A 25825-nucleotide genomic window follows, 5' to 3' on the forward strand; every position below is an offset into this window, starting at 1 on the left:
ATCTTGCCGCGGCGCGGCATCGCGGGGATGCAAGAGAGGGGGAGGACCGTATACCGTTTGGGCAACAAATGCGCATTTGCCGAATTTATGGGCGCCAGAACGATCAGAAAGCCGCGATTCGTTTACAAAACGTCGGATTCGGCCGCCAGTTCGAGCCCTCCCTCCCGGGCAAGAAAGGCAACGATCTCCGCGACGCCCCGCCCCTGCCGCAGTTGCGCGAGCACATAGGGCCGCGCGCCCCGCGCCCGCTGCGTATCGGCCTCGAGCAGCGCGACATCGACGCCCACATAGGGCGCAAGATCGGTCTTGTTGACCACCAGAAGGTCCGAACGCGTCACCCCGGGGCCGCGCTTGCGCGGGATATCCTGCCCCGCCGCGGTGTCGATCACATAGATCGTCAGGTCCGCAAGCTCGGGCGAGAAGGTCGCCGCGAGGTTATCGCCCCCCGATTCGATCAACACCAGATCGAGGTCCGGGAAAGCCCCGCTCAACTCGGCGATCGCGGCGAGGTTGATCGAGGCATCCTCCCGGATCGCGGTATGCGGGCAGCCGCCCGTCTCCACCCCCCGGATCCGCTCGGCCGGCAAAACCTGCGCCCGCATCAGCGCCTCGGCATCCTCGCGGGTGTAGATGTCATTCGTCACCACCGCCATCGAGCAGCGATGCGCGAGCGCGCGGCAGAGCTGCTCGGTCAGCGTGGTCTTGCCCACCCCCACCGGCCCACCGATCCCCACGCGCAAAGGTCCCGTCGTCATGTCTTGAAAATCCTCACATCCAGCGTTTCATGCGCCATCGCCCCGAGCTCCGCCCGGAAGGCCGATTGCGCCAGATCGGCGCGCGCGGCAGCGGCCGCCCGCACAGACAGATCGGCAATCAGCTCATGCAGACCCGAGAGCACCTTCTGCCCGGCCGATTGTCCCAAAGGTATAAATCTGACCCCCGCAGAGACCAGGTTTGAGGCGAAGGAATGTTGGAAAAGTGCAATCACCTGCTCCGCCGGCAAAGCCAGATCCCGCCCGGCGCGGGCCACGGCGAGCGGCAGGGGCAGCGGCGAAAGCCGCTCGCCGCGCATCTCTCCTTGCGCGCGCGAGAAGGCCGCGCCCTGCTCCTCGGTCTCGCGCAACCGCTCCGCCGAGCCCGCCAGCGCCCGCGCCAGATCGGCCAGTTCGCCCAGATCCTCGCCCCGCAAACCGCAGCCGAGCAGCACCGCATCATTCCACCCCGCGCCATGGGCGAGAATATCCTCGAGCCAGGCCGCAAGCCCCGACGCGTCCCCGATCTCGCCCGCCGCCACCGCCTGCTCGAGCCCATGGCTATAGGCGAAAGCCCCGGTCGGGAAGGCCGGCGAGAGCCATTGCACGAGGCTCAAAAGTGCCCGCGCCGCCTCAGGGGTGGACATGAAACTGCCCCGGCCCGTGGCTATGCCCGCCAAAGCCGTGATCATGCCCCATCGTCCGGCCCATCCCATAGGCGCCCCCCTCGGGCTGGAACGGCTCGACCGCGGCGACAACCTTGCCGCCAAGCCCCCGCACCATCCCCTCGAGCACATGATCGGCCCGGATCACGAGCCGCGTGGGCTCGATCTGACAGGGCGTGTGGCGGTTGCCGATATGCCAGGCGAGCCGCGCCAGATCGCCGGTGATCACCAGCACCGGCTCCAGCGCCGGGCGCACCTCGACAAACCGCCCATCGGCCAACACGAAAGCCTCGCCGCCGGTGAGGTTCGTCACCTCCGGCAGATCGACGAGAAACCCCGCCCCGCTCGCCGCGATCAGCCGCTTGCGGCGCAGAAACCGCCCCTCGTAATCGAGCGCCACGACATCCGCCGCCCCCGCCCATTTCCCCTTCGGCGCCACCGCCACCGCCTTCGGAAGATCGCTCATTGTTTTCCCTTTGTTCTTGTCATTTTCTTAACCTTGTCGCGCGAGAGTGAACATGAACATACCCAGAACGGGAGGCTCCAGATGTTCAATCTCAGCCCGGCGGACGAACTCGCCAGCATTCGCGCGGAAATCGCGCGGTTGAAGCGGCGCGAAGCCGAATTGCGCGCCGCTTATCTCACCGATACCGAGTTGCCGAAAATCGGCCGATGGCATCGGGTCGAAGTCCTGACCCAGCGTGCGAACATCTTCGATCCCCGGCTGTTGCCGGAGGAAATCCGCAACGACCCCGCCTATCGGCGCGAGCGTGTGACGCATATCCTGCGCTCGACGCGCATAGGCGCCCGCCCGGCCTTCCCGGAACTGGTGGCCGAAGCGGAGGGCCTGTCGGTCTTCCGCCCCCGCGCGCGGCCGCGCTCGCCCCTGGTCAGAGCGCTTCGCGGCTCCTGAGCCGGATCGGGGGGCGGGCAAAGCCGGCCCCCCATCGCGCCAGCAACCACCGCGCCCGGGCTTTTCCTGCTCAGAACAGGAAATAACGCTGCGCAAGCGGAAGGCTCTCCGCCGGCTCGCAGACCAGCAACTCGCCATCGGCGCGCACCTCGTATGTCTCCGGGTTGACCTCGATCTGCGGCCTCGCGGTGTTGAGCTTCATATCCGCCTTGCCGATCCCGCGGGTGCCCTGCACGGCAAGCACCTGCTTCTCGAGCCCGAGCCGCGCCGCCACCCCGTCCGCCTCGGCCGCCGCCGAAACGAAGGTCGCCGAAACCGCCGGCAAGGCCTTGCCATAGGCGCCGAACATGTTGCGCGTGTAGAACGGCTGCGCCGGGATCGAGCCGTTCGGGTCGCCCATCTGGCTCGAGACGATCATCCCGCCCATCAGCACCATCTCCGGCTTCGCCCCGAAAAACGCCGGATGCCAGAGCACCAGATCCGCCCGCTTGCCCACCTCGATCGAGCCGATATGCGCCGAAAGCCCGTGACAGATCGCCGGGTTGATCGTGTATTTCGCGATATAGCGGCGCACCCGCATGTTGTCGTTCGCGCCGGTTTCCTCCGCCAGCCGCCCGCGCCCCTTCTTCATCTTGTCGGCCGTCTGCCAGCAGCGGATGATCACCTCGCCGACCCGCCCCATCGCCTGACTGTCCGAGCTGATGATCGACATCGCCCCCATGTCATGCAGGATATCCTCCGCCGCGATCGTCTCCTTGCGGATCCGGCTCTCGGCAAAGGCCACATCCTCGGGCACCTTGTTGTCGAGGTGGTGGCAGACCATGAGCATGTCGAGATGCTCCTCGACCGTGTTCTTGGTATAGGGCCGCGTCGGGTTGGTCGAGGACGGGATCACATTCGGCGCGGAGACCACGCGCAAGATATCGGGCGCATGCCCGCCCCCCGCGCCCTCGGTATGGAAGGCGTGGATCGTCCGCCCCTTGATCGCCGCGAGGGTATTCTCCACGAACCCGCTCTCGTTGAGCGTATCGGTGTGGATCATCACCTGCACATCCATCGCATCGGCCACCGAGAGGCAACAATCGATCGCAGCCGGCGTCGTCCCCCAATCTTCGTGCAATTTCAAGGAACTGGCCCCCGCCTTGACCATCTCCTCAAGGCCCTCGGGCAGGCTCGCATTGCCCTTGCCCGCCAAGGCGAGGTTCATCGGAAAGGCCTCGAAGGCCTGCAACATCCGGCTGATATGCCAGGGCCCCGGCGTGCAGGTGGTGGCGAGCGTGCCATGCGCGGGCCCGGTGCCGCCGCCAAGCATCGTCGTGATCCCGGAGGCCAGAGCATCCTCGATCTGCTGCGGACAGATGAAATGGATATGCGCATCCATCCCTCCCGCCGTCAGGATCTTGCCCTCGCCCGCCAAAATCTCCGTCCCCGGCCCGATGATCAGCGTGACGCCCGGCTGGGTATCGGGGTTGCCGGCCTTGCCGATCCCCGCGATCCGCCCGTCGCGCAGACCCACATCCGCCTTGTAGATCCCGGTATGGTCGACGATCAGCGCATTGGTGATCACCGTATCCATCGCGCCGCCCGCGCGGCTCACCTGGCTCTGGCCCATCCCGTCGCGGATCACCTTGCCGCCGCCGAACTTGACCTCTTCGCCGTAAATCGTGAGATCCTTCTCGACCTCGATGATCAGATCGGTATCGGCGAGCCGCACCCGGTCGCCGGTCGTTGGCCCGAACATATCGGCATAAGTCGCACGCGAAATCGTGGCGGGCATCAGAGCTCTCCCATCACTTTTTGGTTGAATCCGAAGACCTTGCGCGCCCCCCGATAGGGCACGAGCCGAACCTCGCGGCTCTGGCCCGGCTCAAAGCGCACCGCCGTCCCCGCCGCGATGTCGAGCCGGTAGCCACGCGCCGCCGCGCGATCGAACTGCAACCCCGGGTTGGTCTCGGCGAAATGATAATGCGAGCCGACCTGGATCGGCCGATCACCGGCATTGGCCACCATCAGCGTGATCGCCGCGGCGCCTTCATTGAGGGTGATATCGCCCTCGGTAGGAAAAATCTCTCCGGGAATCATCGACTTACCTCAGCGGATCGGGTTGTGGACGGTGACGAGTTTGGTGCCGTCGGGGAAGGTCGCCTCGACCTGGATCGAATGGATCATCTCGGGGATGCCCACCATGCATTGCTCGGCGGTGATCACCTCGGCGCCCGCCTCCATCAGATCGGCGACGCTACGCCCCTCGCGCGCGCCCTCGACGACGAAATCGCTGATGATCGCGATCGCCTCGGGGTGATTGAGCTTCACCCCCCGCGCCAACCGGTTGCGCGCGACCATCGCGGCGAGGCTGATCAACAGCTTGTCCTTCTCACGCGGCGTCAGATTCATCTCACCCTCTCAAAGTTGCCAGACGCGCGGCGGGGCGGCCCCGCGCCGCAGCGCCTCCATCAGCCTCAGGATCTGGCGCCGGAGCGGCCAGCCATCGGCCGCCAGCATCCGCACCACACATTTTCCGTCATAGCCCGAAGCCGCCGCCTCGACACCGGGGACGCCGAGCGCCCCACGCGCCACACCGACCGCATCCTCGGCACCCGGCGCGATCAAGGCAAGCGTCGCGAAGGCCCGCGCATCGCCCAGCAGAGCCCCGCGCAGCCCCTTGGCCAAAATGTTCGAATTCAGCACCAAAGGCTCAAGAAAAACGGGCTTTTCGCCCCGAAATACCTGTCGATTGTCGTAAAAGTGCAAGTCACGAACCGTCTCGCCCATCGCCGCCCGGCCCAGGACGACCGCTTCGAGCAAGAGACACCCCGCCCCCTCCGCGAGGTCGATCCGGGTCTCGCGGTGCAAATTTGCGCGGTCAAACAGGATCGTCTCCTGCGGGAGCCAATCGAGCCAGCCCCCGGCCCCGACGCGATGCGCCACCCGCACCCGCGCCGCGCCCTCATCGGCGCGATAGGCCCGCTCCGCCGCCTGCGTCGTCGCGACGGTCCGCACCCCCGGCGCAAGATCGAGCCGATAAGACAGCGTATCGCCCGAGGTCAGCCCGCCCGAGGTGTTCAAGAACACCACCTCCGGCACCCCGCGCACCCGCGGCAAGAGCGCCTTGGCCGACCCCTTCTGCCGCAGCCCCGAAAGCCGCGCGCCCGCAGAAAAGCGCACGGCGGCCTCGCCGTGGCTGCGCTGCATCCGGATCGGGGCGGGTCTGTCGAACATGGTCATCCTCTTGCCCGCCATCCAATCGCGCTTCGCCCGGCCCGTCCACGCAGCGCGGCCCCCGCACCGAGCGCGGGGCGATGCCTGCCGCAATGCCGCCCAAAAAACAACCGAAATGCCCGCGATTTAGGCGCCCCGAAAACTACCCAAGCGGCCCCGGCCGACGCTCCTCCGAGAGCACCACATTCGCCTCGACCTGCCCGACCCCCGGCAGCGTCATCACCCGCCGCCGCAGCACCCGCTCGAAATCCACGATGTCGCGCGCGCGCACCTTGAGGCGGTAATCGAAGAGGCCGAGCACGTGCTGCACCACCTGCACCTCGGGGATCGCCGTTGCCGCGCGCTCGAAATCCTCAAGACTGACCCGCCCCTTGGTCGCGAGCTTGACGCCAAGAAACACCGTCACCCCGAAGCCAAGCGCCGCCGCATCGATCGTCAGGCGCCGCCCGGCGATCACCCCCTCCGCCTCGAGCCGCCGGATCCGCCGCCAGCACGCCGGCTGTGAAAGCCCAAGCGCCCGCCCGAGCGCCCCCGCCGATTGCGTCGCATCCGCCTCGAGCGCGCGCAAGATTGCCCGATCCATATCATCGAGCGCAATCACAGCGGCAGCTCCGGGCTATCCTTGATCGTCGAAATCAGCATCAGCGCATCGGTATCGGCGATATGCGGCAAGGTCAGGATCCGCGCGCGATAGATCTCCTGATAATGCGCCATATCCCGCGCAATGACGTTGAGGCGCACATCCGTCTGGCCAAGAAACGTTTGAATTTCAAGAACTTCCGGCACATCTCGCGCCGCGGCGATGAACTCGTCAAAGGCCCGCGGATGGGTCTTGTCGAGGGTGAACCGCAGACTCACCTCGACCTCATAGCCGAGCTTGCGCCAGTTGATCTCGGCCTGCTCGCCCAAGATCACCCCGCCCGCGCGCAGCCGCTCGACCCGGCGCCAACAGGTCGCCGCCGTCACCCCCGCGCGTTCGGCGAGCTCCGCCATCGGCAGGCCGGGCGCCGCCAACATCTGCCGCAAGATCCGGCGATCGGTATCGTCAATTTGCATGATTTTTTCACTCAATGCCGCAATTGAGAATGATCTTTATTTCATTTTCGTGATTTCCTCAAACATTGAATGCCATTTCGGCAAAACCTCCGTATTCTGGCCGCAGCAAACAATGGAGGACGCCCGATGCGCGTTTATTACGATCGCGATTGCGATGTGAACCTGATCAAGGACAAGAAAGTCGCCATCCTCGGCTATGGCTCGCAAGGCCACGCCCATGCGCTGAACCTGCGCGATTCGGGCGCCAAGAACATCGTCGTCGCGCTGCGCGAAGGCTCGCCCTCGGCCAAGAAAGCCGAAGGCGAAGGCCTCAAAGTCATGGGCATCGCCGAAGCGGCGGCCTGGTGCGACGTGATCATGTTCACCATGCCCGACGAACTCCAGGCCGAGACCTACAAGAAATACGTCCACGACAACCTGAAAGAAGGCTCGGCGATCGCTTTCGCCCACGGCCTGAACGTGCATTTCGGCCTGATCGAGCCGAAGCCGGGCATCGACGTGATCATGATGGCGCCGAAAGGCCCGGGCCACACCGTGCGCGGCGAATACACCAAGGGCGGCGGCGTGCCCTGCCTCTTCGCGGTGCATAACGACGCCACCGGCAAGGCGCAGAACATCGCGCTGTCCTATTGCTCGGCGATCGGCGGCGGCCGCTCGGGCATCATCGAGACCAACTTCCGTCAGGAATGCGAAACCGACCTGTTCGGCGAACAAGCCGTGCTCTGCGGCGGCCTCGTCGAGCTGATCCGCATGGGCTTCGAGACCCTCGTGGAAGCCGGTTACGAGCCGGAAATGGCCTATTTCGAGTGCCTGCACGAAGTGAAGCTGATCGTCGACCTGATCTATGAAGGCGGCATCGCGAACATGAACTACTCGATCTCGAACACCGCCGAATATGGCGAATATGTCTCGGGCCCGCGCGTTCTGCCCTACGAAGAAACCAAGGCCCGCATGAAAGCCGTGCTGACCGACATCCAGAACGGCAAGTTCGTGCGCGATTTCATGCAAGAAAACGCCGTCGGCCAGCCGTTCTTCAAGGCCACCCGCCGGATCAACGACGAGCATCAGATCGAGCAAGTCGGCGAGAAGCTGCGCGCGATGATGCCCTGGATCTCGAAGGGCAAGATGGTCGACAAGACCCGCAACTGATCTGCGACCATAGGTATCGAGAGGGGCGCCTTGCGGGGCGCCCCTTTTGCTTTTACGGTCCCCGCAGAACAGGAGAGCGCGATGCAAGACATGCCGCAGGCCGAACTCGACGAGATCCTCGCCGAACGGCAAAAAATCTTTACGCCGAAATGGTTTATGAGCCTTGTCTCCGGCCGGCTGAGCCCTGGGGATACGTTCTGGCTCGGCAATTACGGGGTGCTGCTCTTCGTCGTTCCGACGGTGGTGCTGCTGGCGATGCTGCTCGCGATCGCCGCGCCGGGGCAGATGGCGCCGATCCTTTATGCGATCGCGCTGGTGGCCGGGCTCTACCGGGTGGCGATCTTGCGCGCGCTGATCTCGGCGAGCGTCGCGACCCCGGGCCCGAAGGCATGGCGCATCACCGGCATCCTCTGGACGGCGATCGAAGCGGCCGGGCTCATCGGCTATGCGTGGATGAACCTCGCCGCGTAAGGCGTTGAAAAGAGACGGCTCAGGCCGTCTCTGCCTCAACCGCGCCGACGATCCCCTCGACCGTCGCGCGCAACAGCCCCTCATCCTCGCATTCCGCCATCACCCGGATCAACGGCTCGGTCCCCGATTTGCGGATCAGGATCCGGCCCTTTCCGGCGATCTCGGCCTCGGCCGCCGCTATCACTTTTCGAACATTCTCGGCCTCGAGCGGCGCCTGACCGGCCCGATACCTTACATTCTTCAACAATTGCGGCACGGTCTCGAATTGCTGGACAAGCTCCGACGCCCGCCGCCCCGTCTCGGCCATCGCCGCGAGGAATTGCAGCCCCGCCATCAGCCCGTCGCCCGTGGTCGCATAATCGGTCATCACGATATGGCCCGATTGCTCACCGCCGAGGTTGAAGCCCCCCTCGCGCATCCGCTCGACCACATAGCGGTCACCGACCTTGGTGCGCTCAAGCCCGATCCCGCGCCCGGTCAAAAACCGCTCCAGCCCGAGGTTCGACATCACCGTCGCGACCAGCGCACCGCCGCGCAACACGCCCTTCTCCGCCCAACGGCGGGCAAACAGCGCCATGATCTGATCGCCATCCGCAACCCGCCCGGTCTCGTCGAGGATCATCACCCGATCCGCATCGCCATCAAGCGCGATCCCGAGATCGGCGCCATGGGCGACAACCGCCTCGGCCGCTGTCGCGGCATGGGTCGAGCCACATTTATCGTTGATATTCAGACCATTGGGAGAAACACCAACGGAAATAACCTCGCAGCCCAGCTCCCAGAGCACCTCCGGCGCCGCCTTGTAGGCCGCCCCGTTCGCGCAATCGACCACGACCTTCAGCCCACTCAGCCGGTCACGCGCCGGGAAGGTGGTCTTGGCATATTCGACATAGCGGCCAAGCCCGTCGTCGATCCGCTTGGCGCGGCCGATGTTTTGCGGCTGCGCGAGCCGGATCTCGCCCGCCACGATCGCCTCGATTTCGGCCTCCGCCTCATCGGAAAGTTTGAACCCATCCGGGCCGAAGAACTTGATTCCGTTATCTTTTGCCGGGTTGTGCGAGGCCGAGATCATGATCCCGAGATCGGCGCGCATCGAGCGCGTCAGATAGCCCACCGCCGGCGTCGGCACCGGGCCGAGCAGCAGCACATTCATCCCCGTCGAGGTCAGCCCCGCGGTCAGCGCGTTTTCCAGCATATAGCCCGAGAGCCGCGTATCCTTGCCGATCACCACGCGATGCCCGCGCGAGCTGTCGCGGCGGAAATACCGCCCCGCCGCCGCCCCGAGCCGCAGCGCGAGCTCCGCCGTCATCGGGTAGCTGTTGGCCTCGCCGCGCACCCCGTCGGTGCCGAAAAGCTCTCTCGTCATTCCTCGTAACCCTCTGAAAGCGCGCGCCAAAGTTTCAACCCTTGGGCGATTTCCGCAACATCATGGACGCGGTGGATCTGCACCCCCTGCGCCACGCCCGCGAGCGTCACCGCCAGCGTGCCGGGCGCACGGGCACCGGCCTCGGCCGCGCCGCCGATCGTGCCGATGAACCGCTTGCGCGACACCCCGAGCAAGATCGCGCAGCCGAGCCCGTGAAACAGGCTCACCCCCCGCAGCAGCGCCAGATTATGCGCCAGCGTCTTGCCAAAGCCGATGCCCGGGTCGACCACGATCTTGTCGCGCGCAATCCCCTGCGCCTCGGCGAGCGCGATCCGCCCCTCGAGATAGTCATACACATCGAGCAGCACATCGCCGTAATCGGGGTCGTCCTGCATCGTCTCGGGCAGGCCCTGCGCATGCATCAGGCAGATCGGCAGGCCGGAGATTTCGGCCAATTCCGCCATCTCCGGGTCGAATTCCATCGCCGAGACATCGTTGAGCATATCCGCGCCCGCCTCGACCGCCGCATCGCCGACCATCGCCTTGCGCGTGTCGATCGAGATCGGCGCCGAAAACCCCGCATCGCGCAGCGCCGCGATCACCGGGGCGGTGCGCTCGATCTCTTCCTCGAGATCGACCTCCGCCGCGCCGGGGCGGGTGGATTCCCCCCCGATATCAAGGATTTCCGCCCCCGCCTCGACGAGATCCCAGGCGCGCTCCAGCGCCGCCTCGAGCGCATCGAAGCGCCCGCCGTCGGAGAAGCTGTCGGGCGTGACGTTCAAGATCCCCATGATCCGGGGCCGCTCCATGCCGAGCCCGGCCACCGGCGCGCGCGACGCGGTGAGCCGCTCGGCGACCTCCTCGGGCAGCCAGGCCGCCGGGATCAGCTCGCGCGCACCGCCGCGCTCGATGCACTCCACCTCGGAAAACCAAGCCCAGCCCCCGGCGAGCGTCAGCGCCCCTTCGGGCCGCGCGGCATCGGTCTGCACGATCGGGCGATAATATCTCTGTTCCATGCGCCCCTTTGAGCCCAAGCGCGCCCGCTTGGCAAGGCTCAGAGCGCCGCGCGCGTCACCGGCACGCGGCTTCCTGCCGGGGCTGAAACATCGCCGTGAAGCTCGAGCCGCTGCGCCGCCATGGTCTCGGCCAGCCACAGCGCCAGCGCCACCGCATCGCGCGCCGCCCCCTTCGGCCCGTCCACCGCATCGAGCACCAGCTTCGAGGGCGCCCAGACGACCATCTCGCCGTGCCGCATCGCCCAGTCGATCTCGGTGCGCGTCGCCACCACCACGCAGCGCCGGTCGCGCGCCGCCAGAACCCAGGCGTTCTGCTCGATCGCGAGCAGGTCGATGCGCCGCTGCGTCGGGCGATGACCGGTTTCGGGCGCCGCCGCCTCGGGCATCCCCACGCACAAGATCACCGGCGCGCCCGACGCCGCGAGCCGATCCAGCCGCGCCGGCAGATCGGCCGCCCCGATCGCCTCATTCGAAAGATAGGCCACCACCGGATGCAGCGCCTCGGCCGCCGGATCGGCCGCCGCGACCGGCACCGCCGCGCGCGCGCGCACGATCTCGACGCCCAGCGCGCCGGGGCCGCGGTCGAGCTTCTCGACGCGCACGAAAACCCGCATCGCCTGAGGCGCGCCGAGGATCCGCTCCGCCACCCGCTCGGCCAGCGTCTCGAGCAGGTTCAGCCGCTCCGCCGCGAGCTCGGCCGCGATCGCCTCGGTGATCTTGTCGTAGGACAGGATCCGGTCGACATCATCCTCGAGCGGCGCAGGCGCGGGCCGCACCTCGACCACCACGTTGAACCGCAGCCGCTGCTCATGGCCGCGCTCTTGCTGGAACGCGCCGATATCGGCGCTCACGATATGGTCGCGCAGGCTGATCCGGTCGCGCGGGTCGGCCGTGGCCGAGGCCAGCGCGCGCTCCTCCGGATGCGCAAAAGCAAGAGAAATGTCGCTGGTCATCGGCGGCTCAACCTGGTTGCGGCGGTAGAATTTGGCGCCACCATAAGCAAAGGGCGGGCCAAGGCCCACCCCGAAACGTCGCCCCAGGGGCGACATGCGACCTCAGTTCGAGGCCGTCTGCACCGGCTTGCGGTAGAAGATATGCGCGCCGATCTGCGCGGTGCGCACGAAGCGGCGCGACCAGTCGGGCCGCACGGCGGGGGTGTGGAAGAAGGTCGCCCCCTCGGTCAGCCGCCGCGGCGCGCCGTCGAGCATCGCGCGGGCGATCTTCGCCGCGGTGCTGTAGACGGCCGAATTCGCGATCCGGTCGGCGCGCCCGTCGCAGGTCCAGCTGAACTGGCAACCGCGCGCATTGCCCTGATGGACGACGCCACAGACGGTTTTCGGGAATTGCGGATCATCGACCCGGTTGAGGATCACCTCGGCCACCGCGACCTGCCCCGACACGCTTTCGCCGCGCGCCTCATGGTAGATCGCATTGGCGAGACATTCGAACTGCTCGCCGCCCGAGGCCGCGGGCTGCGCCGCAAGCCAATCCGCGGTGATCCGTTCGGGCGTCTCTTCGCCCGCCTTCGCCCGCGGCGTGGTGGTGATCTCGGAAATACGGCCCGCCGACAGCGCCCCGAACCCGGTCCGCTCCTGCAACAGCATCGATACCAAGCCCTGCTCCGACATCCCCGAGGGGTTGTTCGACTGGCTTACCGTTACTTCGGCACGCAAGCCTCCGGCGAGGGCCAGGAGGACAACGGCGCCCCCCGTCCAGCTTTTCAGCACTGACATGTTTTACTTTCGATAAGTTCAATCGCCCCGGCCGGAGCCGCGACAAAGCGCTCGTAGCCCGAAAAGGCCGCGCCTGTCCACCCTTCGAATGGGCAAGCATGATCCGGGGCCGCAAAAGCGGCGGATTCATGCCGACGAAGGAGATGATTCGCTTTCACGAACTTCTTAATGGAATACCCACAAGATTTTGAAAACACCAGTGGAAAGTGTTACCAAATTGAGGATTCCGGGCCTCAGGGCGCCGACCGTCCGCGCGGCGCCAAAAGCGCAAAATGCGCCGCCGCGAGCCGCGCAACCGGCACCCGGAACGGCGAGCAAGAGACATAATCGAACCCCGCCGCCCGGCAAAAGGCGATTGATTCGGGGTTGCCGCCATGCTCGCCGCAGACCGAGATCGTCAGATCCTGCCGCGCGCCGCGGCCCCGCCCCGCGCCGATCAGCAAAAGCTCGCCCACCCCCTCGACATCGAGAATATGGAACGGGTCCTCGGCGTAAACGCCCTGATTGACGTAGGTATTCATGAACCGCCCGGCGTCGTCGCGCGACAGGCCATAGGTCATCTGGGTGAGGTCGTTGGTGCCGAAGGAGAGGAAATGCGCGTGTTCCGCGATCTCGCCCGCGCGCAGCGCCGCCCGCGGGGTCTCGACCATGACGCCGAGCCGATAGGTAAACTCGGCCTTCATCTCGGTCTTCACCGCCGCCGCGACGGCGTCGATCCGGGTCTTGACGATCTCGACCTCGCGCGCCGCAGACACCAGCGGGATCATCACCTCGGGCACCACCGGCGCGCCCCGCCGGCTCGCCTCGATCGTCGCCTCGAAGATCGCGCGCGCCTGCATGTCGTAGATCTCGGGCACCGTCACCCCGAGCCGCACGCCGCGCATCCCGAGCATCGGGTTGAACTCGGAGAGCGCCTCGCAGCGCCGCGTCACCTCGGAAAGCGGCCGGTCGAGCGCCTCGGCAAGCTCGCGCATCCCCTCGCGGTCATGGGGCAGAAATTCATGCAGCGGCGGGTCAAAGAGCCGGATACAGACCGGCGAGCCCGCCATGATGTCGAAAAGCGTCATGAAATCGGCGCGCTGCATCGGCAACAGCCGCTCGAGCGCGATCCGCCGGTCATTCGCGGTATCGGCAAAGATCATCTCGCGCATCAGCGTGAGCCGATCCTCGTCGAAGAACATGTGCTCGGTGCGCGCGAGCCCGATCCCCTCGGCCTCGAACATCCGCGCGGTGCGGGCGTCGTCGGGGGTGTCGGCATTGGCGCGGATGCCGATATCGCGGACATTGTCGGCCCAGCGCAAAAGCGTGCGGAACCCGTCGTCGAGCGCGGGTTCGAGCATCTCGGCCACGCCCACGAGCACCTCGCCATTGGTGCCATCAACCGTGATCACCTCGCCTTCGCGGAAGATCCGGCCATCGGGGGCGCGCAACTGCCGGTCGCGCGAGGAAATCTGGATATCGGAACAGCCGACGATACAGGGCAGCCCGAGCCCGCGCGCGATCACCGCGGCATGCGAGGTCATGCCGCCGCGCTCGGTCAGCACCGCGACCGAGGCATGCATCCCGCGGATATCCTCGGGCGCGGTCTCGCGGCGCACGAGGATACAGGGCTCGTCGCGCGCGGCCGAGGCCTGCGCGGCGGCGGCGGTGAAGACGATCTTGCCGGTCGCAGCGCCCGGGCTCGCGGCGATGCCGCGCGCCAGCCGGTCGCGCGGCGCGCGCGGGTCGACCTGATAGTGCAAGAGCTCGGAGAGCGCCCGCGGCTCGACCCGCAGCAGCGCATCCTCGCGCGAGATCACGCCGTCTTCCGCCAGCGCCACCGCGATTTTCACCGAAGCGCGCGACGACCGCGCCACCCGCACCGCATCAATGATCGAGACCCGCCCGCCCTCGACCGCGAATTCGAGCTGCATCTCCTCGCGCAGCTTGCGCCGGCAGGCCGCGCCATAGTGGCGCAGCTCCTCGAAAAGCTCGGGCGCCGCCTCCTCGAGCGAGGCGCCACGCGGATCGCGCGTCAGGTAAAGCGTCTCGACCGAGGCGCGCCGGCCCTGGCTCTGGCCGCGGAACCGCCCGGTGATCTTCGGCTGGCCGGTCACCGCATCGACGAATTGCATCGTCCCCGAGCCGGAAAGCCCCGGCCCGATGCCAAGCGCCATTTCCTGCACCACAAGCCCCAAAACCGCCTCGGGCGGCGCGCCCTTGGCCTGACGCAAGAGCCGCGCCGTCGTGCCCTCCCAGGCCCGCGCCATCGAGCGCAGAACCTCCGCAAGCTGGCGCGCGGCGTCTTGCGGGAAGGGCTCGTCCATCTCCGCCTCATAGGCCGCAAGCGCGCGCGCCAAGGCCTCGGGGCCGGGCTCGTCGTGGAACATGTCCGGGTCGAGCCGCGCCACATGGGTCGCGTAATTCTGCACGAACCGCAGATAGAGCGCATCCGCCGCCTCGCGCCCGTGGCTCTCGACGAGCTTGGCATGGGTCGCGTCGTTCATGCCCACATTGAGCACCGTGCCCGGCCCGCCCCATTCCGGGTTTTCCGGCGAAGACCGCACGGAGACAAGGAAATCCGGCCCGAACCGCGCCGCGATCGCGCGCGTGTCGGGCATCTGCCCGGCCACGATCGCACGCACCGACTCGCAGGGCAGCGCCACAACCCGCGGCACCGGCAGGTCGAGCCGGATCAGCCGCTGCAAGCATTTCGCCCGCCAGCCGTGGCGCGCAACCCGCACCTCCGCGCTCGGCGTCAGCTCGACAAATTCCACGAAATCAGCGTGTTTCTGCATTGCAGCAAGCCCCTCATCCCGTGTCAGGATAGGCCGAATTGCGCCTCGCGCAAGTGCGACAATTGGATGACGGACGCGGCGAGATGCCGCCGCGTCGCGCGCGATCAGCCCTCGAGGCGCCCCAGATCGGCCACGCTCAGGCAGATCTGGCGGATCCGCGAGAGCAGGTTGAGGCGGTTGCGCCGCACGATCGGGTTCTCGGCGTTGATCTGCACCGCGGTGAAGAAGGCGTCGATCGGCGCGCGCAGGCCCGCCATCGCGCCCATCGCCGCGCCGAAATCTTCCGCCGCCATCGCCGGGCCAATCGCCGCCTCGGCGCCGTCGAGCGCGACAAAGAGCGCCCGCTCCGCGTCGCTCTCGGCGAATTTGGCATCGGCGCCGAAGCTGTATTCGACCCCGTCCTTCGCCTCGGCCTGCGCAAGGATATTCGCCGCGCGCTTGTAGCCCTGAATGAGGTTCTCGCCATCCTCGGCTTTGAGGAACTCCGCCAGCGCCTCGGCGCGTTTGACGACGAGGCACAGGTCATCCGAGCCGGGCATCGCCAGCACCGCGTCGATCACGTCATGGCGGATGTTCTGATCCTTCAAATGGACCTTCAGACGGTCATGGAAGAAGCCCAGAAGGTCCCCCGCATCCGCGCCCGAGTTGGACTTTTCGAACATTTCGAGCAGATTCAGGCGCAGATCATTCGTCAAGATGAGACGGATCACACCAAGCGCCGCGCGGCGCAGAGCGAAGGGGTCTTTCGAGCCGGTGGGTTTCTCGTCGATCGCCCAGAAGCCCGTCAGCGTGTCGATCTTGTCCGCCAGCGCCACCGCGACCGAGACCGGCTCGACCGGCACCGCATCGGAGGGCCCGAGCGGCGAATAATGACCCTTGCAAGCCTCGGCCACCGCCGCCGGCAGCCCCGCCGCGCGCGCGTAATAGCCGCCCATCACGCCCTGCAGCTCGGGGAATTCGCCGACCATCGCCGAGCGCAGATCGGCCTTCACCACCCGCGCCGCCTCGGCCGCGAGATCGGGCGCCGCGCCCACGCGCGGCGCGATCTCGCGCGCCAGCGCCTCGATCCGCTCGATCCGCGCCGCCTGGCTGCCGAGCTTGTTGTGGAAGGTCACATTGGCCAGCCCCGCGCCCATCCCCTCGAGCCCCTCGGTCTTGACGATCCGCAGGTCATGCTCCCAGAAGAATTTCGCATCCGAGAGCCGCGCCGAGAGCACCTTGAGGTTGCCCTTCAGGATCGTCGCGCCCTGGTCCACGGTCTCGCGGTTCGCGACGGTGACAAAGCCCTCGATCCGCCCGGTGGCCGGGTTCTTCACCGAAAAGAACTTCTGATGCTCTTTCATCGAGGTCTGCAACACCTCGGGCGGCAGGCCGAGGAAATCCTCCGCAATCGCCCCCATCAGCACGACCGGGCATTCGACCAGCCCCGCGACCTCGGCCAGAAGCCCTTTGTCTTCAACGACTTCAAGCCCGCGCGAGAAAGCGAGGTTCTGCGCATCGTTCCAGATGATCGCCTCGCGCTCGGCGCTGTCGAGCACCACTTTCGCAGCTTTGAGCTTGGCGCAGTAATCGTCGAACCCGCTGACCGCGAACCGCCCCGGCGCCATGAACCGGTGGCCCTCGGTGGTGTTGCCGGCGACGATCCCCTCGATCTCGAAGGGCACGACCTCGGCCCCCGCCTCGGAGCTGAGCAGGCACAGGATCGAATGCAGCGGCCGCACCCAGCGCAGCCCGCCCATCCCCCAACGCATGGATTTCGGCCAGGGGAAGGTGCGGATCACCCGCTCGAGCACCTCGGCGATGATCTCGGGCGCCTTGCGGCCGGGCTTTTCGACCACGGCGAAATAGACCTGCCCCTTCTTCTCGTCGCGCAGCTCGAGCTGATCGAGCGTGAGCCCGGTCGAACGCAGGAACCCCTCGATCGCCTTTTCCGGCGCGCCGGCGGCCGGGCCCTTGCGCTCTTCGCGCAGGGTGGGGCTTTCCGCGCTCAGCCCCTCGATCGCGAGGCAGAGCCGCCGCGGCGTCGAGAGCGCATGGGCGTGGCCATAGGTCAGCCCCGCCTCGACGAGCCCGTCGGTGACGAGTTTCTTCAGATCCTCGCGCGCGCGGGCCTGCATCCGGGCCGGAATTTCCTCGGAGAAGAGTTCAATCAGCAGATCGGGCATGTCACTTCCCCGCTTTCTCGTTCAGTTGGATCCAGGCGTAGGCGCGCCCGTCGGGATAGATGGCGACGACCCGGTCCATGCCGGGCGCCACCTCACGTTCGGAAAGAAAGGCCACCGCGGTGCCGGTCGCGAGATCGGCGCGCAGGCGGCGCGCATCGAGGCAGCCGGGGCCCGGCTCGGGCGCGGGCCGCTCGTAAACCGCATAGGTCTCGGTCAGCAGCGCCAGCGACATCGGCGTGCGGAAACAGGCCTCCGCCCCCTCCGCCGTCATCGCCTCGGCAAGGATCGTCTCCGGCTCGCCGGTCTGCACCGAGGTCAGCCGGATCTCGTCAGCCGCCCGCGCCCCGGCGAGGGCCTCCTGGGCCCCGGCCTGCAAGGACCAGGCGAGTGCGCCGAGGGTGAGCGTCTTCAGCAAGTCGCGCTCTCCGCACTCCAGCCGCCGGCCTCGGTCAGCACGAAGGCATCGGCGCATTTCTTCGCCAGCGCCCGCACCCGGCCGATGTAGGCCTGCCGCTCGGTCACCGAGATCACCCCGCGCGCATCGAGCAGGTTGAAGAGATGCGAGGCCTTGATGCATTGATCATAGGCGGGGTGCGCCATGACGATCCGCTTGCCGGAATTCGGGTCCTCCGCCGGGAAGGCCAGCAGATGCTCGCATTCGGCCTCGGCATCCTCGAAATGGCGCAGGAGCATCTCGGTCGTGGCGCCATCGAAATTGTGGCGCGAATATTCTTCCTCGGTCTGGCGGAAGACATCGCCATATTTCAGCGGGATCGGCGCCTCGGGGTCGTTGAAGGGCATGTCCATGACGTGATCGATGCCGAGCACATACATCGCCAGCCGCTCGAGCCCATAGGTCAGCTCGCCCGGCACGGGGCGGCAATCATAGCCGCCAACCTGTTGGAAATAGGTGAATTGCGAGACTTCCATCCCATCGCACCAGACCTCCCAGCCAAGCCCCCAGGCGCCGAGCGTCGGGCTCTCCCAATCGTCCTCGACGAAGCGGATGTCATGCAGGCCGAGGTCGATGCCGATCGCCTCGAGCGAGCCGAGATAGAGCTCTTGCAGGTTCGCCGGGCTCGGTTTGATCAGCACCTGATATTGGTAATAATGCTGGAGGCGGTTCGGGTTTTCGCCGTAGCGGCCATCGGTCGGGCGGCGCGAGGGCTGCACATAGGCCGCCGCCCAGGGCCGCGAGCCCAGCGCGCGCAGCGTGGTCGCCGGGTGGAAAGTGCCCGCGCCGACTTCCATGTCATAGGGTTGCAAGATCGCGCAGCCCTTCGAGGCCCAATAGCTCATCAGGCGCAGGATGATTTCCTGGAACGAACGGGGGGCTGCGGGTTTCGACATGGCTCACCTCTGGCTGAACGCCCCCTCTCTAGGCAAGGGGCGCGCAGGGGTCAACGGGGCGCGGCGGGCCGGGCGCGCGCAAGGCGGCGGATTTTGCGCATTTTGGGGTGACGCGGGGCGAAACTTCGGTAACTTGCCGCCACGAGTGAATTTCGAGGAAGGTGTTCTAGGATGCGAGGGATGCGCAGGGCGGTTTCGACGGTTGTCGCGGCGGGGCTGACGGGGCTGATCTGGACGGGCCTGGCCTGGGCCGAGCCGACCTGGGTGCAGATCGAGGCCCGCCCGCAGCGCGCTCAGGCCGAGGAACGCGCCCGCGATTGGGCCGGGCAGTTCCCCGATGTCTCGGGCTATGCGATGACGACCGGCTGGTATGCGATCGCGCTCGGGCCCTTTGCCACCGCCGAAGAGGCCGATGCGCAGATGCGCGCGCTCAAGCGCGAAGGCAAGATCCCGCCCGACAGCTATCTGGCCGATGGCAAGCGCTTCGGCGCGGCCTTCTGGCCCGCCGAAGGCGCGGCGGCCGAGCCTGCGGCCGAACCCGCCGCCGAGGCGCCCGCCGAACCCCCTGCCCCTGTGGCCGAAGCCGAACCCGCGCCCGAAGCCGCGCCCGAGACGCTGGCCGACTCGCGCCGCCTCGAGGCCGCCTTGCCGCGCGAGACCCGGATGGAGATCCAATCCGCGCTGCAATGGCAAGGTTTCTACGCCTCCGCCATCGACGGCGCCTTTGGCCGCGGCACCCGCGCCTCGATCGCCGCCTGGCAAGAGGCGCAGGGCGCCGAGCCCACTGGCGTGCTCTCCTCGGCCCAGCAGGCCGCGCTTCTCGAGGCCGTCGCCGCCGACCGCGCGGCGCTTGGCCTCGCCCCGGTCGAGGAACCCGAGGCCGGGATCGCGATCGAGCTGCCGCTCGGGCTGGTCGAGTTCGACCATTACGACCCGCCCTTCGTGCATTACCGCGCCAAGGACGGCTCCGGCGTCTCGGTGCTCCTGATCTCCGAACCGGGCGATGAAAACGCGCTTTTCGGGCTCTATGACGTGATGCAGACGCTCGAGATCGTGCCGGTCGAGGGCGAACGCGAGCGCGGGCGCAGCGCCTTCCGCCTGACCGGGCAGAACGACAAGATCCATTCGCATACCGAGGCCGCGCTCTCGGGCGGGCTGATCAAGGGCTTCACGCTGGTCTATCCGGCCGCCGACGAGGCCCGCATGGCGCGCGTTCTGGCCGCGATGCAGGCGAGCTTCAAGCCGATGGGCACCAAGGCCCTCGACCCGACGCTCGGCAAACCGCTCGCGGTCAATCGCGCCGATCTGCTCTCCGGGCTCGACAAACGCCACCCGGAATTCGCCCGCACCGGCGTCTATCTGGCGGCGAAGGGCGATGTGCTGACCGCGGCCGCCGGGCTCGACGCTTGCGCGCGCGTCACCCTCGAGGACCAGCCCGCCAAGATCAGCTTCCTCGACGCGGGCCTCGGCGTGGCGGTGATCACCCCCGAAAACCCGACCGCCGCCCCCGCCGTCGCGCGGTTCCAGACCGCCGAACTGGGCGCGGGGCTCGAGATCGCGGTCGCGGGCTTTTCCTACCCCGAGGCGCTTTCGGCGCCGGTGCTGAGCTTCGGCACGCTCTCGGATCTGAGCGGGCTCGCGGGCGAGGCGGCGCAGGCGCGGCTTGCGGTGCGCACCCTGCCCGGCGATGCGGGCGGCGCGGTGATCGACCCGACGGGCGCGGTGATGGGGATGCTGCTGCCCGCCGCCGCCACGCCCGACAAACGCCTGCCCGAGGATCTCGCGGTGGCGGTGCAGGCGCGCGCGCTCGCGCCGGTGCTGACGGCGGCGGGCTTTGCGCCCGAGGCCGCCACCGAGACCCGCGCGCTGCCGGCCGAGGATCTCTCGGATATCGCTCAGAAAATCTCGGCCCGCGTGGCCTGCTGGAACTGAACCCGGCGGCGGGCCTTGGCGGGCCCGCCCCCCCTCAGCCGCGCCAGAACCGCGGCAAGAGCAGCACCAGCACCGACATCAGCTCGAGCCGCCCGAGGAACATCCCCGCCGACATCAGCCATTTCGCCGAGGCCGGAAAGGCGTCGATCGCGCCATTGCCCGAAACCTCCGGCCCCCAGGCGGGCCCGACATTGGCGATCGCGGTCCAGGCGGCGGTCAGCGCGGTCCGGGTCTCGAGCCCGGTGAGCGAGAGCCCCACGATCAGCACCCCGAAGGTCAGGATGAAGAGCGAGAAGAACGCGATCACCGAGTTCACCACCTCCTCCTCGACCGGCCGGCCGGCATAGCGCACCCGCACCAGCCGATGCGGGCTATACATCCGCCGGATCTGCGCGCGGATCGCCGAAAACAGGATCAGATAGCGGAACACCTTGACCGAGCAGCCCGTCGAGGAGGTGCAGCCGCCGATCAGCCCCGTCAGGATCAGCACCACAAACGCCAGATGCCCCCATTTGGTAATGTCTTCAGAGGCATAGCCCGTGCCCGTAAAGGTCGAGACGACGTTGAACGTGACCTCGCGCAGCGTGCCCCAGAACTCCGCCTCATGCCGGATCAGCCGGTAGGCGACGATGATCGCGATCGCGTAGAGATGCCAGCGCAGGAAGGCGCGCACCTGCGGGTCGCGCCAGATCGGCCCGACCGAGCCCTGCGCGAGCTGCACGAAGCGGATGAAGGGCATCGCCGCGAGCAGCATGAACACCGAGGCCGCATATTCCGGCGCGCCCTTGTAGGCCCCGAAACTCGCGTCATAATTCGAGAAGCCCCCGGTCGAGAGCGTGGTCAGCGCATGCACGATCGCGTCGAAGGCGGTCATGCCCAGCGCCGCATAGGTCAGCGCGCAGGCCGCCGTCAGCCCGATGTAGACCCGGATCAGCGCGGTCGAGATATCCATCGCGCGGGGCAGGATTTTCCCAAGCGTATCAAAGCCTTCCGAGCGGAAGAACTGCATCCCCCCGACCCGCATCACCGGCAGGAAGATCATCGCCACGATGATGATCCCGAGCCCGCCGAGCCATTGCAGGATCGCGCGCCACAGGTTCGTGCCCGCGGGCAGCGCGTCGAGCTCGGGGATCACCGTGGTGCCGGTCGTCGTCAGCCCCGACATCGCCTCGAAATAGGCGTCGGTAAAGCCCAGGCCCGGCGCCCCGATGATCATCGGCAGCGCGCCGAACCCCGGCAGGCTGGCCCAGACGAAGGAGGTCAGCACGAAACTCTGCGGCAGGCTGAGCGTATGGCGCAGCCCATCGCGCGCCGCGAGCGCCAAAAGCCCGCCCACCGTCATGCAGATGATCGCGGATTCGACGAAGGCATACCAATTGTCATCCCCCGCCGCGTAATCCACCGCCGCGGGGATCAGCATCGCGAGCCCCAGGACCGCCGAGAGCAGTCCGATGATATAGCCCACCGGGCGCAGATCCATCATCCGCCCTGATTGCCCGCCCGCGCCCCGGCCTGTCAATCGCCCGCGCGGCGCCGGCGCCCGGCGGCCCTTGGGGAAACTTTGCAAATACGCCCGAATTGGTCAGTTAATTTGCTCAATTTCGCAGATTTTCCTTGCGCCGCAGCGCAGCGGGGCTAGCTTGGCGCCCGAATGACCCGGGAGACCCCTCATGTTCCGTAAAATTCTCATCGCCAACCGCGGCGAAATCGCGATCCGCGTCATGCGCGCGGCCAACGAGCTCGGCAAGAAGACGGTCGCCGTCTACGCCGAGGAGGACAAGCTCAGCCTGCACCGTTTCAAGGCCGACGAGGCCTATCGCATCGGCGAGGGGCTGAGCCCCGTCGGCGCCTATCTGTCGATCCCGGAGATCATCCGGGTCGCGAAGGAATGCGGCGCGGATGCGATCCACCCGGGTTATGGGCTGCTCTCGGAAAACCCCGATTTCGTCGAGGCTTGCGACGCCGCCGGCATCACCTTCATCGGCCCGCGCGCCGAAACCATGCGCGCGCTCGGCGACAAGGCCTCGGCGCGCCATGTCGCGATCAAGGCCGGCGTGCCGGTGATCCCCGCGACCGAAGTGCTGGGCGATGACTGGGATGCGATCAAGGCCGAGGCGGGCGAGATCGGCTATCCCTTGATGCTCAAGGCGAGCTGGGGCGGCGGCGGGCGCGGCATGCGCCCGATCAACGGCCCCGAGGAGCTGATCGAGAAGGTCCGCGAGGGCCGCCGCGAGGCCGAGGCCGCCTTCGGCAACGGCGAGGGCTATCTCGAGAAGATGATCCTGCGCGCCCGCCACGTCGAGGTGCAGCTCCTGGGCGATACCCATGGCGCGCTCTACCACCTCTATGAGCGCGATTGCACCGTGCAACGGCGCAACCAGAAGGTCGTCGAACGCGCCCCGGCGCCCTATCTCTCGGCCGAACAACGCGCCGAGGTCTGCGCGCTCGCGCTGAAGATCGGCAATGCGGTCGGCTACCAGAACGCCGGCACCGTCGAATTCCTGATGGATATGGACAGCCAGGAATTCTACTTCATTGAGGTCAACCCGCGCGTGCAGGTCGAGCATACCGTGACCGAGGAGGTCACCGGCATCGACATCGTGCAGGCGCAGATCCGCATCGCCGAGGGCGCGAGCCTGGCCGAGGCGACCGGCGCCGCCGATCAGGGCGCGGTCACGCTCTCGGGCCATGCGCTGCAATGCCGGGTGACGACCGAGGACCCGCAAAACAACTTCATCCCCGATTACGGCCGCATCGCCGCCTATCGCACCGCGACCGGCATGGGGATCCGGCTCGATGGCGGCACGGCTTACGCCGGCGGCGTCATCACCCGCTATTATGACAGCCTTCTGGTCAAGGTCACCGCCTGGGCGCAGACCCCCGATCAGGCGATCCACCGCATGGACCGGGCGCTGCGCGAATTCCGCATCCGCGGCGTCTCGACCAACATCGATTTCGTGATCAACCTGCTCAAGCACCCGACCTTCCTGAGCATGGGCTACACCACGAAATTCATCGACACGACGCCCGAGCTCTTCCAGTTCAAGAAGCGGCGCGACCGCGGCACCAAGATCCTGACCTATATCGCCGACATCACCGTGAACGGCCACCCCGAGACCGCGGGCCGTCCGCGCCCGGCGGCCGAGGCGAAGGCGCCGCGCCCGCCCGAGGCCAAGGGCGCGCCGCGCCCCGGCACGCGCCAACTCCTCGAAACGCAGGGCCCGAAAGCGGTCGCCGACTGGATGCTCGGCCAGAAGAAGCTCCTGCTCACCGACACGACGATGCGCGACGGGCACCAATCGCTCCTCGCCACCCGGATGCGCTCGATCGACATGATCAAGGCCGCGCCCGCCTATGCGGCGAACCTCGGTGATCTCTTCTCGGTCGAATGCTGGGGCGGCGCGACCTTCGACGTGGCCTATCGCTTCTTGCAGGAATGCCCCTGGCAGCGCCTGCGCGACATCCGCACCGCGATGCCCAACGTGCTGACCCAGATGCTGCTGCGCGCCTCGAACGGCGTGGGCTACACGAACTACCCGGACAACGTTGTTCGATTTTTCGTATCTCAGGCGGCAAAAACCGGCGTCGACGTGTTCCGGGTGTTCGATAGTCTCAACTGGGTCGAGAACATGCGCGTCGCGATGGATGCCGTGATCGAGGCCGAGAAGATCTGCGAAGGCACGATCTGCTACACCGGCGATATCCTCGACCCGGCCCGCGCGAAATATGATCTCGCCTATTACGTCGGCATGGCGAAGGAGCTCGAGGCCGCGGGGGCGCATGTGCTCGGCCTCAAGGATATGGCGGGGCTCCTGAAGCCGGCGGCGGCGCGCGCGCTCGTCACCGCGCTGAAAAACGAGGTCGGCCTGCCGATCCATTTCCACACCCATGACACCTCGGGGATCGCCGGCGCCACCGTGCTCGCGGCGGCCGAGGCGGGCGTCGATGCGGTCGATGCGGCGATGGATGCCTTCTCGGGCGGGACCTCGCAGCCGTGCCTGGGCTCGATCGTCGAGGCGCTCGCACATACCGAGCGCGACACCGGCCTCGATATCGCGGCGATCCGGCGGATGTCGAACTACTGGGAGGCGGTGCGCAACCAATATGCCGCCTTCGAATCGGGCACCCGCGCGCCGGCCTCGGAGGTCTATCTCCATGAAATGCCGGGCGGCCAGTTCACCAACCTCAAGGCCCAGGCGCGCTCGCTCGGGCTCGAGGAGCGCTGGCACGAGGTGGCGCAGGCCTATGCCGACGCCAACCAGATCTTCGGCGATATCGTCAAGGTCACGCCGAGCTCGAAAGTGGTGGGCGACATGGCGCTGATGATGGTGGCGCAGGGGCTGACGAAGGCCGATGTGCTCGACCCGGCGAAGGAAATGGCCTTCCCCGAGTCGGTCGTCGACATGCTCAAGGGCAACCTCGGCCAACCGCCGGGCGGCTGGCCCGCGGCGATCTCGGCCAAGGCGCTCAAGGGCGAGGCCGCCTCGACCGAACGCCCCGGCGCCCATCTCGCCCCCGTCGATCTCGAAGCCACCCGCGCCAAACTCTCGGCCGAGCTCAACGGTTACCCGGTCGATGACGAGGATCTCGCGGGCTATCTGATGTATCCGAAGGTCTTCCTCGACTACATGGGCCGCCACCGCCAATATGGCCCGGTGCGCACCCTGCCGACGCCGGTGTTCTTCTACGGGATGGAGGCGGGCCAGCAGATCTCGGCCGAAATCGACCCGGGCAAGACCCTCGAGATCCGCTTCCAGACGAAGAGCGAGACCGACGAGGCGGGCGAGGTGAAGGTGTTCTTCGAGCTCAACGGCCAGCCGCGCGCCGTGCGCGTGCCCAACCGCTCGGCCGCCGCCGCCACCAAGGCGCGCCCGAAGGCCGAGGCCGGCAACCCCGCCCATATCGGCGCACCGATGCCGGGCGTGGTCGCCGCGCTCTCGGTCAGCGTCGGCCAGAAGGTGCAGCCGGGCGATCTCCTGCTCACCATCGAGGCGATGAAGATGGAAACCGGCATCCACGCCGACCGCGCCGCGACGATCAAGGCGCTCCATGTCAGCCCCGGCGCCCAAATCGACGCCAAGGATCTCTTGATCGAACTCGACTGAGTCAGACGCCCCCCCAACAGGGGGGGGCGCCTGCAGAGCGGGGCGCTGCCCCGCACCCCGGGATATTTCCACATCATTGAAGCGAAAATCCGCACCCCTTCAACGATGTCGAAATATCCCGGGGGTGAGCCCGGAACGGGCGAGGGGGCAGCGCCC

At 67.3% G+C, this 25825-nt stretch carries 23 protein-coding genes; 5 read left to right on the top strand and 18 right to left on the bottom strand.

Translation table 11 applies throughout. The features are described from left to right. Nucleotides 1–122: 122 nt before the first annotated feature. Genes ureG through LPB142_RS12900 form a run of 3 tightly spaced genes read right to left on the bottom strand, consistent with a single transcriptional unit; the run spans nucleotide 123 to nucleotide 1883 of the window. A complete protein-coding gene (ureG, locus tag LPB142_RS12890; RefSeq protein WP_068764861.1) occupies nucleotides 123–755 on the bottom strand; it encodes an urease accessory protein UreG in 633 nt (210 codons plus the stop codon). Next, complete coding sequence (locus LPB142_RS12895) at nucleotides 752–1399, bottom strand: urease accessory protein UreF (RefSeq protein WP_071166621.1); 648 nt, start codon at nucleotides 1397–1399, stop codon at nucleotides 752–754. The genes ureG and LPB142_RS12895 overlap by 4 nt, the downstream gene beginning before the upstream one ends. Further along, on the bottom strand, nucleotides 1386–1883 hold the full coding sequence (locus LPB142_RS12900; protein WP_071166622.1) for an urease accessory protein UreE: 498 nt from the start codon (nucleotides 1881–1883) through the stop codon (nucleotides 1386–1388). Before LPB142_RS12900 ends, LPB142_RS12895 begins: the two co-directional genes overlap by 14 nt. A gap of 81 nt (nucleotides 1884–1964) precedes the next feature. On the opposite strand from LPB142_RS12900, the gene LPB142_RS12905 reads away from it, so the two are divergent. Next, the gene (locus tag LPB142_RS12905; protein WP_068764864.1) at nucleotides 1965–2330 is read left to right on the top strand and encodes a hypothetical protein; all 366 of its coding nucleotides are present in this window, start codon (nucleotides 1965–1967) and stop codon (nucleotides 2328–2330) included. A 70-nt stretch (nucleotides 2331–2400) separates the two neighbouring features. Here the strand turns inward: LPB142_RS12905 and ureC are convergent, their stop codons facing one another. The 6 genes from ureC to LPB142_RS12935 all read right to left on the bottom strand — a co-directional run bounded on the left by ureC (nucleotide 2401) and on the right by LPB142_RS12935 (nucleotide 6605). Beyond that, nucleotides 2401–4107, bottom strand: coding sequence for an urease subunit alpha (ureC, locus tag LPB142_RS12910; RefSeq protein WP_068764865.1), 1707 nt, complete (start codon nucleotides 4105–4107; stop codon nucleotides 2401–2403). Continuing rightward, the gene (locus tag LPB142_RS12915) at nucleotides 4107–4412 is read right to left on the bottom strand and encodes an urease subunit beta (protein WP_068764866.1); all 306 of its coding nucleotides are present in this window, start codon (nucleotides 4410–4412) and stop codon (nucleotides 4107–4109) included. The genes ureC and LPB142_RS12915 overlap by 1 nt, the downstream gene beginning before the upstream one ends. Before the next feature lie 9 nt (nucleotides 4413–4421). Beyond that, nucleotides 4422–4724 (bottom strand): urease subunit gamma, encoded by a 303-nt coding sequence (locus tag LPB142_RS12920; protein WP_068764867.1) that lies wholly within the window; start codon nucleotides 4722–4724, stop codon nucleotides 4422–4424. Nucleotides 4725–4733: 9 nt separating this feature from the next. Further along, a complete protein-coding gene (locus LPB142_RS12925; protein WP_071167255.1) occupies nucleotides 4734–5549 on the bottom strand; it encodes an urease accessory protein UreD in 816 nt (271 codons plus the stop codon). A 142-nt stretch (nucleotides 5550–5691) separates the two neighbouring features. Beyond that, complete coding sequence (locus LPB142_RS12930; protein WP_068764868.1) at nucleotides 5692–6150, bottom strand: Lrp/AsnC family transcriptional regulator; 459 nt, start codon at nucleotides 6148–6150, stop codon at nucleotides 5692–5694. Further along, nucleotides 6147–6605 carry an Lrp/AsnC family transcriptional regulator gene (locus tag LPB142_RS12935; protein WP_071166623.1) on the bottom strand — a complete coding sequence of 153 codons (459 nt, stop codon included), beginning with the start codon at nucleotides 6603–6605 and terminating at the stop codon, nucleotides 6147–6149. Before LPB142_RS12935 ends, LPB142_RS12930 begins: the two co-directional genes overlap by 4 nt. A 126-nt stretch (nucleotides 6606–6731) precedes the next feature. Here LPB142_RS12935 and ilvC point away from each other — a divergent pair, with 126 nt between their 5' ends. Together ilvC and LPB142_RS12945 are read left to right on the top strand one after the other, a co-directional pair. Continuing rightward, complete coding sequence (gene ilvC, locus LPB142_RS12940) at nucleotides 6732–7754, top strand: ketol-acid reductoisomerase (protein WP_071166624.1); 1023 nt, start codon at nucleotides 6732–6734, stop codon at nucleotides 7752–7754. A gap of 81 nt (nucleotides 7755–7835) precedes the next feature. Then, complete coding sequence (locus LPB142_RS12945) at nucleotides 7836–8225, top strand: hypothetical protein (RefSeq protein ID WP_068764870.1); 390 nt, start codon at nucleotides 7836–7838, stop codon at nucleotides 8223–8225. 19 nt (nucleotides 8226–8244) lie between these two features. On the opposite strand, the gene glmM is transcribed toward LPB142_RS12945, so the two are convergent. From glmM to LPB142_RS12985, 8 genes are all read right to left on the bottom strand, one after another. Further along, nucleotides 8245–9591, bottom strand: coding sequence for a phosphoglucosamine mutase (gene glmM / locus LPB142_RS12950; protein WP_071166625.1), 1347 nt, complete (start codon nucleotides 9589–9591; stop codon nucleotides 8245–8247). Beyond that, the gene (folP, locus tag LPB142_RS12955; RefSeq protein WP_068764872.1) at nucleotides 9588–10607 is read right to left on the bottom strand and encodes a dihydropteroate synthase; all 1020 of its coding nucleotides are present in this window, start codon (nucleotides 10605–10607) and stop codon (nucleotides 9588–9590) included. The genes glmM and folP overlap by 4 nt, the downstream gene beginning before the upstream one ends. Nucleotides 10608–10645: 38 nt before the next feature. Beyond that, nucleotides 10646–11560 carry a dihydroneopterin aldolase gene (locus tag LPB142_RS12960; protein WP_068765038.1) on the bottom strand — a complete coding sequence of 305 codons (915 nt, stop codon included), beginning with the start codon at nucleotides 11558–11560 and terminating at the stop codon, nucleotides 10646–10648. Between the two features lie 102 nt (nucleotides 11561–11662). Beyond that, nucleotides 11663–12280, bottom strand: a complete 618-nt coding sequence (locus LPB142_RS12965) for a cell wall hydrolase (RefSeq protein WP_330390650.1) — start codon at nucleotides 12278–12280, stop codon at nucleotides 11663–11665. A gap of 293 nt (nucleotides 12281–12573) precedes the next feature. Continuing rightward, a complete protein-coding gene (locus LPB142_RS12970; protein ID WP_071166626.1) occupies nucleotides 12574–15117 on the bottom strand; it encodes a putative PEP-binding protein in 2544 nt (847 codons plus the stop codon). Nucleotides 15118–15221: 104 nt separating this feature from the next. Then, entirely contained in the window at nucleotides 15222–17282 is a 2061-nt protein-coding gene (gene glyS, locus LPB142_RS12975; RefSeq protein WP_071166627.1) for a glycine--tRNA ligase subunit beta, read from the bottom strand. Nucleotide 17283: 1 nt separating this feature from the next. After that, a complete protein-coding gene (locus LPB142_RS12980; RefSeq protein ID WP_068764876.1) occupies nucleotides 17284–17697 on the bottom strand; it encodes a DUF6446 family protein in 414 nt (137 codons plus the stop codon). Next, nucleotides 17691–18632, bottom strand: coding sequence for a glycine--tRNA ligase subunit alpha (locus LPB142_RS12985; RefSeq protein ID WP_068764877.1), 942 nt, complete (start codon nucleotides 18630–18632; stop codon nucleotides 17691–17693). Before LPB142_RS12985 ends, LPB142_RS12980 begins: the two co-directional genes overlap by 7 nt. Nucleotides 18633–18812: 180 nt before the next feature. On the opposite strand from LPB142_RS12985, the gene LPB142_RS12990 reads away from it, so the two are divergent. Then, the gene (locus LPB142_RS12990; RefSeq protein WP_071166628.1) at nucleotides 18813–20564 is read left to right on the top strand and encodes a peptidoglycan-binding protein; all 1752 of its coding nucleotides are present in this window, start codon (nucleotides 18813–18815) and stop codon (nucleotides 20562–20564) included. Between the two features lie 34 nt (nucleotides 20565–20598). Here LPB142_RS12990 and LPB142_RS12995 read toward each other — a convergent pair whose 3' ends face one another. Then, nucleotides 20599–22047: a TrkH family potassium uptake protein gene (locus LPB142_RS12995; protein ID WP_071166629.1), complete on the bottom strand. Its 1449-nt coding sequence runs from the start codon at nucleotides 22045–22047 to the stop codon at nucleotides 20599–20601. A gap of 187 nt (nucleotides 22048–22234) precedes the next feature. On the opposite strand from LPB142_RS12995, the gene LPB142_RS13000 reads away from it, so the two are divergent. Then, nucleotides 22235–25669 carry a pyruvate carboxylase gene (locus LPB142_RS13000; protein ID WP_071166630.1) on the top strand — a complete coding sequence of 1145 codons (3435 nt, stop codon included), beginning with the start codon at nucleotides 22235–22237 and terminating at the stop codon, nucleotides 25667–25669. Nucleotides 25670–25825: the final 156 nt, after the last annotated feature.

The organism is Rhodobacter xanthinilyticus, from assembly GCF_001856665.1.
GTDB lineage: Bacteria > Pseudomonadota > Alphaproteobacteria > Rhodobacterales > Rhodobacteraceae > Rhodobacter > Rhodobacter xanthinilyticus.